Raw genomic sequence first — 12,897 nt, 5'->3', positions numbered from 1 at the left:
TACAAACAGATCATCATCGCGACTGGTGAAGGTGCCAAAGCATCATTATCTGCCTTTGATTACATCATCCGTTCTGGTCAGTAAAAAAAGAGCACCTGGAATCCCCACATCCCAGGTGCTTAATCTCAAACTCCTATTATTATTTTCGCTTTATAGGAACTCAGGACGCTAACACCCGGGTTCCTTTTTTTTAGTTATTGTTAGATCAGCCAAAAGCGTCCCCAATCGCTTTTAGCTGTTCCTTTCCTCTGGACAGTTTTTGTTTTCAACCCTTATTTTTATCTTTCCCTAAGGTTGTTCTTAGATGAAGTCATAAGACTTCATGCATCCTTCAAGCTTTAAACAGATTCAAACCTTTAAATTTCTCCATTAACTGCTCTTGCGTTTCCCGATGCTCTGGATGCGGCATAATGCACTCAATAGGACAGACGGCAATACAGGTTTGATGATCATAGAAACCGACGCATTCCGTACAACGATTCACGTCGATTTCATAGATCTTATCGCCTTCATAAATTGCTTCATTTGGGCATTCCGGTAAGCACATATCACAGTTGATACATTTATCGGTAATCAAGAGCGCCATTTTTTAACTCGCCTGATAAGCCAGTGAAGAGGCTGAAATGTCTACAGATGATGATGGCAGATTACGGATCAGCAGGGCATACTGCATATCGACATCTGCTGGTATTGGAATTTCAACGATATGCCCTGAACCTTTAGCATCTTCAATCATATTGCCTTTACGGTCTTTAATCTCTGTCAAGGTAAAGGTGATGTTGCCTTTAGTAGTCATCAACTCTAGTGAGTCACCAATGACAAAACGGTTTTTCACATCAATCTTGATATAGTTACTATTACGCTCTAACACTTCCCCACAGAACTGCTGATGATCGAAACTCGATGAACCATTTTCATAGTTTTGATATTCACTATGTACATGACGGCGTAGAAAACCTTCGGTATAACCACGGTTGGCCAAACCTTCGAGTTGAGTCATTAGTGAAGAATCGAATGGCTTACCAGCAAGTGCATCATCAATGGCTTTACGGTAAATCTGCGCAGTACGCGCACAGTAGAAATAAGATTTGGTCCGACCTTCAATTTTCAGGGAGTGCACGCCAATCTTGGTCAATCGTTCCACATGCTGCACTGCACGCAGGTCTTTGGAATTCATAAAATAAGTGCCGTGCTCATCTTCTTCGGCAGCAAACATATCCTCGTCATTACGTTGCAATAACACAGGTTCATCAAACTGATGTTGTACTTGCATATGTGACTCATCAGCATCTTTTGAACAACAGCCAGAATCAATATTTTTCACCGGGATCACATCGCCCGTTTCATCTTCTTTAGCGTCCAATACCTTGTATTCCCAGCGACAGGCATTGGTACAGGCACCCTGATTGGCATCGCGCTTATTCATATAACCAGACAGCATGCAACGGCCAGAATAGGCCATGCACAGTGCGCCATGAACAAAGACTTCAATTTCCATATCTGGAACTTGCTGTTTGATTTCTTCAATTTCTTCAATGGACAGTTCACGTGACAAAATCACGCGAGTAAGTCCCATATTCTTCCAGAATTTTACTGTTGCCCAGTTCACTGCATTGGCTTGAACTGAAAGATGAATATCCATATCCGGAAAGTGCTCACGCACCATCATGATCAGACCAGGATCAGACATGATTAGCGCATCTGGTTGCATGGCAACCACAGGTTCAAGGTCACGGATAAAATTTTTCAGCTTGGAGTTATGCGGCTGAATATTCACAACCACATAGAATTTTTTTCCAAACGCGTGAGCTTCTTTGATGCCAATAGCCAGATTGTCATGGTCAAATTCATTATTACGAACACGTAAGCTATAACGCGGCTGGCCGGCATAGACTGCATCTGCACCATAAGCAAAGGCATAGCGCATATTTTTCAGTGAGCCAGCAGGTGAGAGAAGTTCCGTAACGTGAGAAATGCTCATGATGAAATAGAAAGACATATAAAAAGTACGTCTTTATTCTAGTCATCTAAAATCAGGATTCAACCTAGTAAATAACTCGGAATTGGCATAATTCAACTCAATTTCAAGTTAAAAGATAAACAGTGAACGATTTAAAATATCCATAAATATTTCAGCTATTTTCAATAGATTCCAGCGCTTTCAAAATCTGGCAATGATCAATCGTAGTTGGGGTATTACAGCTTTCGCGAAGCGCCATTAACTGCTTTTTAAATAACTGTAATTCTTTAATTTTATTTGAAATATCTATAAGGTGCTGATCAATCATCTGGTTAACTTCACAGCAATCCTGTTCTGGATGCTGTTCCAGCTGAATCAGGTATTCAATTTCTTTTAAAGACATGCCTAAAGCACGACAGCGTTTGATAAAAATCAAGCGTTTTAAGGCCTCTTCGCCATAATTACGATACTGGTTACTTGCTCGAAAATTCGGCTGAATCAAACCTCTTTTCTCATAAAATCGAATGGTATCAGTGCTTAAATCAGTGTTCTTGGCTATATCAGAAATCAAATAATGTGACATAAATACCTCAAGCTTGACCTTGGAGTGACTCCATAGTTTCTAATGACTTTATCGCATTCAGGATAAGAAGTCATCGGAGAATAATATGGCCTGTAGTTGTAGTCATGAACCCGCGCCGCTCAAACCTAATAACAAATTTAGAACAGCTTTATGGATTGCATTATTGATTAACCTGACCTTATTTGGTGTGGAGCTGATCGGCGGTGCTTATGCACATTCATCGGCCTTATGGGCAGATGCGCTAGATTTCTTTGGAGATGCTGTGAATTATGGTATTTCTCTGGCGGTGATTGGTGCAAGTCTGTATTGGCGTGCAACAGTTGCTCTGATTAAAGGATTGACTATGGCAGTATTTGGTCTGGTCGTCATTGGTAAAGTGATTTATGCCTTTATGCAAGGTATTCCACCTGAAGCCATTACGATGGGGATTATCGGGGTATTGGCCTTAATCGCAAACGTGGTCACAGCCATAATTTTATATGCTTTCCGGGATGGGGATGCCAATATGAAATCAGTCTGGTTGTGCAGCCGTAATGATGCAATCGGTAATGTGGCCGTCATTTTTGCAGCAGTGGGAGTCTTTGGCACTGGCAGTCTATGGCCAGATATTATTGTTGCAATCATTATGGCGAGTCTAGGCTTAAGTGCTGGATATCATGTAGTGAAACAGGCTCTAGCTGAACGAGTATTGAAGCATGAGTCAGCCTGATCCTTAATATTAAATTTAATTATGAAAAAGCTGCTGATCAGGCAGCTTTTTTATTAGCCATAAGTCTAAAAAATAGATGAAAAATAAAGCTTTACAAATGCGATAAATTTAGGAAGAATCATGCGCGAAATTTACAAAAGATTCATATAACTAAACAATTTAAATTTTTTAGTGTTTTTGAGGGGGAGTAATGAGCTTCATAAAACTATTTTCACTTTCAACTTTTGTACTGATGACTGGCTGTAGTTCTATGGTCGTCACTTATGACGCATCGGGTCAGGTGATTGGATCATGTAAAGCTACACGTGGTCTGCTTTCAATTGCTAGTGCTCATTGTAATGGATCAGGCAATGCAATTGGCGTGAACTACAATACGGTGGATGCTAAAACAGGTTTATTGCCAGTACCACCAAGTCAAAATCAGATTCATTTAGCACCATAAATCATAGAGGGGAATATCATGAAATTATCAGCACTTATTGCATTTGCAACGACTATCGTACTAACTGGTTGTGCATCAACAGTGACTACATTTGACTCACATGGCCGTATGATTGGTTCATGTAAAGCAGAAAGCGGTTTTATTATCGGTGGTGGTGCAGGCTGTTCAGGTTCTGCAAACCAAGAAGGTCGCGATCGTTAATTTTTAATGATGATTGCAATAAAAAACCGAAGCCTAAGCTTCGGTTTTTTCTTTATCTATCAAAAAATTATTTTTGATCAGGTAAAGCAAAGGCAATGATATAGTCGCCGACATCTTTAGAGTGGCTTGCACCACCTGCAGAAATCACAACATATTGTTTGCCAGTTTTTGGAGATTTATAAATCAGCGGTGCAGCAACAGCAGCAACAGGCAGCTCGGCTTTCCATACTTCTTTACCAGTTTTCGAATCCAGCGCACGTAGGTAGTAATCCTGAGTACCTGCGAAGAACACTAGACCAGAAGCAGTTGAAGTAGGACCACCGAGTGTTGGCATACCTAAAGGAATTGGCATATGGGTTTTAACACCTAACGGCCCCAACTCTTTTGCTGTCCCCATCGGCACTTCCCAAACAACTTTTTTAGATTTCAAGTCGATGGCAGTCATAGTACCAAATGGAGGTTTGTTACAAGGAACACCCAGTTTAGATTGCATGATGTCAATTTTCACACCCGTATAAGGACCAGCCAATTGCGGACGTACGGTACCCATGAATCCTGGTACTTCGTCAGTTGAGATATGATATTTACCCATATCTTCTTTACGAACCAATGACATACGAAGTGACATACGCATATCGTTAACGTACATCATGCCAGTAGATTCATCAATTGAGATACCCCCCAGTTGAAACCACCAAGCAGGCTAGGCCATTCGATATATGGTTTTTCACCAGGTGCAGTGTAAAGACCGTTATACACAGAGTCTTTAAAGTCAATACGACAAGCCAATTGGTCAAAGGTTGAGATGCCCCACATATCCTGTTCAGTCAATGTCGTATTACCAATTTGTGGCATGCCAACAGAGAATGGTTGGGTAGGAGAAAGTTTTTCACCTTCAGCACCATTGGTGTCGACTGGACGTTCTTCAACTTTAGTGACTGGTTTACCAGTACGGCGGTCAAGAACGAAGATTTGACCCATTTTGGTAGTTTGAATCAACGCTGGAACTTTTTTGCCATGATCATCAGTCATGTCATAAAGTACAGGTTGTGACGGCAAGTCATAATCCTAGACATCATGGTGAACAGTTTGATAAGACCAAACAGTTTTACCAGTCAAAGCATTTACGGCAACAATGGCAGAACCAAATTTTTCTTTGGCTCCGTTACGGTCACCACCCCAGTAGTCAGGAGGACCATTACCTGTAGGTAAGTAAACCAGATTCAGGTCTTTGTCATAAGTCGGGATGGTCCACATGTTTGGTGTTTCTAAAGTAAAGCCTTTGCCATCTTTAGGTTCACCAACCAGTTCAGGATTACCGACATCCCAAGCCCAAGACAATTTACCAGTACGAACGTCATAGGCACGTACGACACCAGACGGTTCGCCATGCACAATATCACGTACCCAGCCACCTAATACGGCAACATGACCCGCAATGAGTGGAGTAGACGTTGGATGGTAACGTTTACTTTGTTCGGTAGGACCCATGTCATGCAGAACATCGACCTGACCGTTAGTACCAAATTCTGGACATAAAGCACCAGTTTTAGCATTTAAGGCAATTAAACGGCCATCAACAGTAGAAGTTAGAATACGTTGTGGACAAGCTTTAATACCAGGTGCTTGTAGGTCTGCTGCAGTTAAAGATTTGTCTTTAGTTGCATCATAGTAACCGACACCACGGCAGGTAATATGCTCTGCAGTTTTTGCATGTGGATCATATTTCCAAAGTGCTTTACCACTGTCACCATCAATCGCTGAAATGATATTAGTTGGTGTACATGAGTACAATGTGCTGCCAATTTGGATCGGTATATTTTCATCGACACTGGCAGAGGTATCACGACCAGTGTGATAAGTCCAAGCGACTTTCAGATCTTTAACATTTTCAGGGGTAATGTCAGTGTACGGTGCAAAGCGGGTACCGTTACCATTACGACCGAAATATTCCCAGTTGTCCGGGTTTTCTGCATTCGGTTTAGCCAGTGCAGGGTCTTGTACGATATCAACAGGATTAAGGATTTTGTCATGTGGGAAGAACGCAGCAATCAGAGCTGCTACACAGGCAAAGAAACCGGCAAAGCCAACAAGATTGGCAGCTTTGATTTTTGCAGCATCGAGTGCTGGCAGGTTTTTGCTTGCCCACATGCTGAGGACAAACAGAATAGTTGGAACCACCAAACGTGGAATATATTGCCAGAAGCTCAAACCTTGAACTTCAGCAATCGCCCAGATGATGGTTGCAATAAAAGTAACAATAGAAAGCCAGAAACCAAGGGCTTTTTTCATCGCATAGAAAATGGCGATTGCAACATAGGCAATCCCTGCGATGAGATAATAACTTGTACCACCGAGGCTGAGTGAGTAATTTAGCGCCTTGAATGATCAAGTACAGCGCAACGAGTAAAGTTAATATCACTACAAAATAGCGATAGACTTTAGACCCTGTACGCTCGATAGAGGAGGGTTGTTCAGTGCTCATACCTTGCCTATAGAAAACGGCTTGGTTGCATAAACGGTGAAACAGGAGAATGGGATCTAAATAGATCGAATTAAAAGTTTACAGAGTTTATGTAACTAAGTCTTTAGCGAAGATAAATCCTCATGAGAAATCAATTATAGTTACATATTCTAACATTTAAGAATGAATTTTTGACTAAAAAATATAATGTGAGTATTGATATTTATCATTTATTTTACTTTTTTAAGTAATTACATTTTTATAAATATGCTAATTATAAGAAATTTTAAGTATAGAGTAGGTTGAGTTAATTCTTTCAGATTAAGACTTACTGGATATAAAAAACGCATGCTTAAAGCATGCGTTTTAGGTTGCAAAAGGTTTTTTTTGCAGATTATTTTTCTACGAATGCACGTTCAATTACGTAGTCACCCAAAACACCCATACGTGGAGATTCTTTCAGACCGTGTTGATCTAGCAGTGCAGCAACATCGTCCAGGAATGCAGGAGAACCACAGAGCATTGCACGGTCAGTTTCAGGGTTGAAACGTGGTAGTCCGATTTTCTCGAATAATTGACCAGATTCAATCGCAGTGGTTACACGACCTTGGGTATGGAACTCTTCACGAGTAACAGTTGGGTAATACACTAATTTTTCTTTAGCACCCAATTCTGAGAAGAACTCATGATTTGGAATTTCGTTCAGAATCAAATCTTGGTAAGCCAGTTCTGAGATGAAACGTGTACCGTGAACAACGATGATTTTTTCAAAACGATCATAGGTTTCAGGGTCACGAATGACAGAAAGGAAAGGTGCAAGGCCGGTACCTGAAGAAAGCAGGTACAGGTTTTTACCTGGGTTTAAGTCATCAAGAACCAGCGTACCGGTAGGTTTTTTAGAAACCAGGATTTCGTCGCCAACTTTAACTTTTTGTAGAATAGAGGTAAGAGGACCATCTGGAACTTTGATTGAGAAGAATTCCAGCTCTTCTTCATAGTTTGCACTTGCAATTGAATATGCACGCATTAAAGGCTTGCCATTGACTTCAAGACCGATCATCACAAACTGACCGTTTTTAAAACGTAATGCAGTGTCACGAGTCGTTTTAAAAGAGAATAAAGTATCATTCCAATGGTGGACGTGAGTAATCTTTTCGACGTTAAAAGCAGCCATTAAAGGTCTCAATAAGTTATCAAATTAGAACAGGTTGCTATTCTAATCTAAATTCATTCTCTATAAACTGAATATATTTAATTGAGCTTATCAAAAAAAGTGATTATGACCGAACTCACTCTGCCGATTATTGGCTATATGCATTCTCCCTATAAAGAAAAGTTTGGCATCCCGCGTCAGCCTAATTTGGTACAGGTTGAAAGCTATATTGAAATGACCGGTCCATATAATGATTTACTCGCATTTGAGGGCATCGAAGAGTTTAGTCATCTCTGGTTAGTCTGGCAGTTTCATGACAATAAAAATCAGCAGAGCCAGCAGTTTCGTCCGCAGGTTCGACCACCACGTTTAGGCGGTAACAAGAAAATAGGTGTATTTGCTACGCGTAGTATGTACCGTCCTGCCCCCATTGGTTTATCAGTCGTGAAATTAAATCGTGTCGAAAAAGTCGGTAAAAATGTCCGGGTTTATGTCGCAGGAAGCGACCTGTTAGATGGAACGCCGATTATAGACATTAAACCTTATATTCAATATTCGGATTCAGTGATTGATGCGCAAAGCGGTTATGCACAGGATGAACCATCACGTAAAACCGTCATTTGGAGCGATGAAGCGGAGCAGCAAAAGCAACAATTACTATTGGATGGAAAAATTTCTATGCAGACTATTCAGGAACTGGAAGCGGTTTTATCTTTAGATCCAAGACCAGCATATCAGGAAGATGAAGAGCGGATTTATGGGATGAAGTTTGCTGATTTAGATGTGAAGTTTAAAATAGGTGACAACAAGGTGAAAATACAGGAACTTTAAGTTCCTGTATTTCTTAAATGATTTAGCTACTAACCAAGACAAATGATAAAAATTACTTACTGGTCACGTTATTCATTTGTTTTCTAATTTCATTTGAAGCGACATCATTAAATGCATTGCATGCATTTTGAGTTAAGTTATAAAGTTCTTGGCGAACTTGCTTCTCTTTATTATCTTTTGCAGAAGTTATCAAACTTTGAAGTTCTGATAGCAAGTTTTTGAAATCGTATTCTTTTCCTGCTGGATGATAATCTACTTCATAATATTTACTTTTATATTCTGCGAGACCCCATTGCTGATCTTCTCGGAGATCTAAATAAGCAATTGCATCTTTAAAGGTTTTTTTAGAATAGTTTTTACTATCGGTGGATACACTGGCCCATTCTGTTTTCAAGTAATCTTCTTCTTCAAGTGAATATTTATATAGCTCAATATATTCTTTTGAATTTGAAATATCTTGAAATTGAATACATTTTGAGTTTGCTGGGAATTTTGCATCACTTGTTAAAGTATAGAATTTTTCACCTAATTCCCCCATTGTATAGGTATCAAGTAAATTATATTTAAGTGTTAAATAATTAATAGGACTAAGTAGTGGAGCAATATTTTTACCACTAATATCAATTTCTTTAAATTTAATGGTCGTTTGAAGATCTTTTGAATTAATAGAGGAGTATGGTGCTAGTTGCCATGTAGTAGCATTTGTTCTGATTGCTCCATTTAACTGTCCATATTTAGTATGGATATTGCCTGTATCATATAATCCATTCTCGGTTAAAGAGAATGTATCGCTTTCATCCCAACCTGTGGTTTCTTCAACTTTAAAGTATAAATTTCCTTGATCAAAAGTACTTTGCTCAATTTCATAATCTAAAGTTGAATCAGAATATTCATCAATGAAAAATGTAGTCCATTGTTGAAATGAGGGCGTGCTAAGTTCAAGACTGCCTGTGCCTGTGCCTGTGCCTGTGCCTGTGCCTGTGCCTGTGCCTGTGCCTGTGCCTTCATTTGATGATTCAGAAGATGAACCTCCACCACAAGCACTTAACATGAATGCACTAAAAATTGCGAATGATAAAGTCTTAAATTTCATAAATACCCTATAAAAATTATATTAATTCAATTGTTTTTTTAAAGTAAAGCCAGCCGATTATAGCTATAAAATCATTGAAATAAAACCGAGTAAAAATATAAAAATTAATTAGTTAGAAATTTTTAATAATTAAAAGACCATCCACCAAACAATCGCAATTAACACCGCCATATGCAAAATCTGCACAGGCGCAAAATAAAGGACAAACTTCCAGCCACCGGTCAAAGCGGCATTGGCTGACTTGGCCAAGGCATGAGCACCCAGACCTAAAAGCAGGGCATAAATCAAACGCATATTGGAGGGATCGCCTTGAACGACAACACTGGCCATCGCGGCATGAATCTCGAATAGAGAGGCAAGTAAGGTCCCGGCCAGTAAGCCGGCATCCCCGAGCCAGACCTCCAGCCCGTAAACTCCAGCCTGAATCAGGGTTAATGCGGCAGCGATAATCACAGCTTCCTTGAGACTAAACATTTTACTGTCAGAAGATTCCGGAGACTCCTGATTTTTAGCAGGTTCAGCTTTATGTAATAATATAAATGCACATGCAGCCAGAATAAGCATAGCAACCAACGACGGTAAGAGCAGAATTTTTAGCCAGTCCCAGGAAACTCCTCCGACTACAATGAATAATAGAACTAGTGTCGAAATACAGGACATCAGGGCAGCACCGGCATTGGATTTTGTATCTATTTCACCTTTACGGACCTGTATGCCTAATTGAGCAATAGTGGCTGTACTGGAAACAAAACCTGAGGCAATTGAAGACAATATCAGGGCATTTTTAGTCGAAAAGAAACGTTTAGCGATATGTGCCAAAGCTTGAACTACCAGTATGAGAGTTACTAATTTTAAAATCAGATAAGGGTTCAGCACTTCACCCCATAAAGGCCGGTCAGGGGTTAGTGGTAAACCAATCAGAATTAAGGCTAATAATAGTAATCCATCCCTAAATTCAGCCTCAGTAATCCACTGTCCGGCAATATTATGCATAGAGTGTTTGGCCATTAAAATTATCGTGATCAGAACTGCTAGTCCTGCAGCCAGAGGAATATTCCACAGACAAATCGCCCCAATAAAATAGGTCATGATAAAGGCCAATTCAGTGGTAATTCCCGGATCTTCTATCTGGTTCCGGATAGAAAAAATGACAATGCCGCCAATAATGAGTGCACCAGCTAGGCCCATTGTCATTCCGAATAGAAAGCACAATGCACCTAATAAAGCACAGATCGCAAAAGAGCGTAGCCCGGCAAAACTGGCCTGTTCTTCACGCTGTTTGTGCCGTTCACGTTCCAGTCCGATTAGCAAACCACATCCTAAGGCAGCAGTCAGGATAGTAAGCAACTCATGAAAGGAACTACTTTCATTTAAGGGAACCACGCTTAAATCCATACCTGGCCTCAGCGATTGAATAAAATATCCTGATTGAAATATAGGCGAAAAATTGACACATCGACAAGCAGAAAAAAGATTATGAACTCAAACCAATATGATGTGCTTAATATTCATGAAAGATAAATCCGCTTTCTAGTTTTGAAGTCGCTATGGAATGCGAAAAACACGAAAAACTTGTTATAGTGGAGGCAGTTTTGGGGATCATCAATCATGAAATTTGATTTTGAAATTGATACAGGCTGGTGTTTGGATCAGCTTTTAAAAGACGGAAAAATAACTGAACGTGACCGGATGCGAGTTCAGACCACACATCGTCAACGTGAACAAATAAAATGGCATCCTTTACAATGGATCGCGAACTTTAGTCTGGTTGATCAGTCCCATCCTCAAAGTACTTTGACACTCAACCGTTTATGTCAGTGGCTGGCAGAAAAAACCGGTTTAATGTTCTATATCATTGACCCACTCAAAGCTGATGTGCAGGCCTTGACCAATGTCATGTCACAGGAATATGCATTGCGTAACCGTATTCTGGCAGTAGAAATTCAACCAGATAAAGTGCTGATTGCCACAGATCAGCCTTATAAAACTGAATGGGTATCTAATCTCGAACAGAATATTGCACCGAAAAAAATTGAACGGGTATTGCTCAATCCGGAACAGCTCCAGCGTTATATTGTTGAGTATTATCAGGTCAGTCGTGCAGTCAGTGGCTCGCAAAAATCATCTGCTTATGAGCGGGAAAATAAAGGTGTAGAAGCCTTGCTGCAACTGGGTGATTCCCAGAATCCGGATGCCAATGACCAGCATATCGTGAAACTGGTAGACTGGGTGCTGCAGTTTGCCTTTGAGCAGGGTGCCAGTGATATCCATATGGAACCGCGCAAAGACACCGGCAAAATCCGTTTCCGGATTGATGGGGTATTGCATACCATCTATAACATGCCAGCCAATACCTTGACTGCGGTCATTTCCCGAATCAAAATCTTGGGCCGGATGAATGTGGCAGAAAAACGTAAACCACAGGATGGTCGTTTAAAAACCCGGACTCCGAAAGGGCAGGAAACTGAACTGCGTTTATCGACCTTACCTACCGCATTGGGTGAAAAGCTAGTAATGCGTATTTTTGACCCAGAAGTTCTAGTCAGAAGTTTTCAGCAGCTCGGTTTCGAAGGACATTTACTCAATGACTGGAATAATCTGACCAGTCACAGTCACGGTATTATTCTGGTCACAGGCCCGACCGGTTCAGGTAAAACTACGACCTTGTATTCGACACTGAAACAGCTGGCGACCGAAGAAGTCAATGTCTGTACCATTGAAGACCCGATTGAAATGCTCGAGCCGAGCTTTAACCAGATGCAGGTCAATAACGGAATTGAACTAGGATTTGCCGATGGTGTGCGTGCGCTGATGCGTCAGGACCCAGACATAATCATGGTCGGTGAGATTCGTGACCAAGATACGGCCAATATGGCGATTCAGGCAGCATTAACCGGTCACCTAGTACTTTCTACCTTACATACCAATGATGCGCCGTCGAGTCTGACCCGTTTGCATGATCTGGGCGTACAACCATTTTTAACAGCAGCCACCATCTTGGGCGTTTTGGCTCAACGTCTGGTACGTAAGCTATGTCCGCACTGCAAGCAGGAGAGTTTCCTGGATGAGCAGGAATGGCAACATCTGGCAGTGGACTATCCTTTACCACGTCCGGAATTTGTTTTTAAAGCAGTCGGTTGTGAAGAGTGTCGCCATACCGGTTATAAAGGCCGAATCGGAATTTATGAGTTTATGCCGCTTAGCCTGACTACCAAGCAGTTGATCGGAGTGGATGCTAACCTGAATCAATTACGTCAGCAGGCAAAAAAAGAAGGGGTAGAACCTTTACGGATTGCCGGTGCTCGCAAGATTCTGGAAGGGGTCACCACGCTTGAAGAAGTTTTGAGAGTTGTGCCATTAAATTAATTCTGAAGATGAAGCGATCTTAAGATTCAATTCATCTTCGGCTGTTTTAATAGCATTATCGAAACAGGGCAAGACTTTAAAAAGAGGTAACTGCA

At 40.8% G+C, this 12,897-nt stretch carries 11 protein-coding genes and 2 pseudogenes; 6 read left to right on the top strand and 7 right to left on the bottom strand.

Annotated elements, in window-relative coordinates; all coding sequences use genetic code 11:
* Window positions 1–84, top strand: a pseudogene (locus B3143_RS08615) (pyridine nucleotide-disulfide oxidoreductase); the annotation flags it as partial.
* A gap of 247 nt (window positions 85–331) precedes the next feature.
* Here the strand turns inward: B3143_RS08615 and B3143_RS08610 are convergent.
* The 3 genes from B3143_RS08610 to B3143_RS08600 form a co-directional block, all read right to left on the bottom strand.
* Window positions 332–586 carry a YfhL family 4Fe-4S dicluster ferredoxin gene (locus B3143_RS08610; RefSeq protein WP_004784289.1) on the bottom strand — a complete coding sequence of 85 codons (255 nt, stop codon included), beginning with the start codon at window positions 584–586 and terminating at the stop codon, window positions 332–334.
* 3 nt (window positions 587–589) lie between these two features.
* The gene (gene yegQ / locus B3143_RS08605; RefSeq protein WP_104425900.1) at window positions 590–1,999 is read right to left on the bottom strand and encodes a tRNA 5-hydroxyuridine modification protein YegQ; all 1,410 of its coding nucleotides are present in this window, start codon (window positions 1,997–1,999) and stop codon (window positions 590–592) included.
* A 133-nt stretch (window positions 2,000–2,132) separates the two neighbouring features.
* A complete protein-coding gene (locus tag B3143_RS08600) occupies window positions 2,133–2,543 on the bottom strand; it encodes a Cd(II)/Pb(II)-responsive transcriptional regulator (RefSeq protein WP_004784285.1) in 411 nt (136 codons plus the stop codon).
* An 85-nt stretch (window positions 2,544–2,628) separates the two neighbouring features.
* On the opposite strand from B3143_RS08600, the gene B3143_RS08595 reads away from it, so the two are divergent.
* From B3143_RS08595 to B3143_RS08585, 3 genes are all read left to right on the top strand, one after another.
* Window positions 2,629–3,252 (top strand): cation transporter, encoded by a 624-nt coding sequence (locus B3143_RS08595; RefSeq protein WP_004784283.1) that lies wholly within the window; start codon window positions 2,629–2,631, stop codon window positions 3,250–3,252.
* 190 nt (window positions 3,253–3,442) lie between these two features.
* Window positions 3,443–3,694: a hypothetical protein gene (locus tag B3143_RS08590; protein ID WP_004784277.1), complete on the top strand. Its 252-nt coding sequence runs from the start codon at window positions 3,443–3,445 to the stop codon at window positions 3,692–3,694.
* A gap of 18 nt (window positions 3,695–3,712) precedes the next feature.
* Window positions 3,713–3,895 (top strand): hypothetical protein, encoded by a 183-nt coding sequence (locus tag B3143_RS08585; protein WP_004784275.1) that lies wholly within the window; start codon window positions 3,713–3,715, stop codon window positions 3,893–3,895.
* 67 nt (window positions 3,896–3,962) lie between these two features.
* Here the strand turns inward: B3143_RS08585 and B3143_RS08580 are convergent.
* Window positions 3,963–6,380: pseudogene (locus tag B3143_RS08580) on the bottom strand (membrane-bound PQQ-dependent dehydrogenase, glucose/quinate/shikimate family).
* Between the two features lie 373 nt (window positions 6,381–6,753).
* Window positions 6,754–7,533 (bottom strand): ferredoxin--NADP reductase, encoded by a 780-nt coding sequence (locus B3143_RS08575; RefSeq protein ID WP_286740092.1) that lies wholly within the window; start codon window positions 7,531–7,533, stop codon window positions 6,754–6,756.
* Between the two features lie 105 nt (window positions 7,534–7,638).
* Between B3143_RS08575 and tsaA the strand changes: the two genes are divergently transcribed.
* The gene (tsaA, locus tag B3143_RS08570) at window positions 7,639–8,343 is read left to right on the top strand and encodes a tRNA (N6-threonylcarbamoyladenosine(37)-N6)-methyltransferase TrmO (protein ID WP_004784264.1); all 705 of its coding nucleotides are present in this window, start codon (window positions 7,639–7,641) and stop codon (window positions 8,341–8,343) included.
* 52 nt (window positions 8,344–8,395) lie between these two features.
* On the opposite strand, the gene B3143_RS08565 is transcribed toward tsaA, so the two are convergent.
* On the bottom strand, window positions 8,396–9,436 hold the full coding sequence (locus tag B3143_RS08565; protein WP_286740088.1) for a hypothetical protein: 1,041 nt from the start codon (window positions 9,434–9,436) through the stop codon (window positions 8,396–8,398).
* A gap of 129 nt (window positions 9,437–9,565) precedes the next feature.
* Entirely contained in the window at window positions 9,566–10,831 is a 1,266-nt protein-coding gene (locus B3143_RS08560) for an MgtC/SapB family protein (RefSeq protein WP_286716057.1), read from the bottom strand.
* Between the two features lie 213 nt (window positions 10,832–11,044).
* Between B3143_RS08560 and B3143_RS08555 the strand changes: the two genes are divergently transcribed.
* Window positions 11,045–12,802, top strand: a complete 1,758-nt coding sequence (locus B3143_RS08555) for a GspE/PulE family protein (RefSeq protein WP_004784255.1) — start codon at window positions 11,045–11,047, stop codon at window positions 12,800–12,802.
* Window positions 12,803–12,897 lie beyond the last annotated feature (95 nt).

It is taken from the genome of Acinetobacter sp. UBA1496, from assembly GCF_002324975.1.
Taxonomy (GTDB): Bacteria; Pseudomonadota; Gammaproteobacteria; order Pseudomonadales; family Moraxellaceae; genus Acinetobacter; species Acinetobacter variabilis.
Note: the sequence above shows the minus strand (reverse complement) of the source record. Positions and strands in the feature narration are given on the sequence as shown.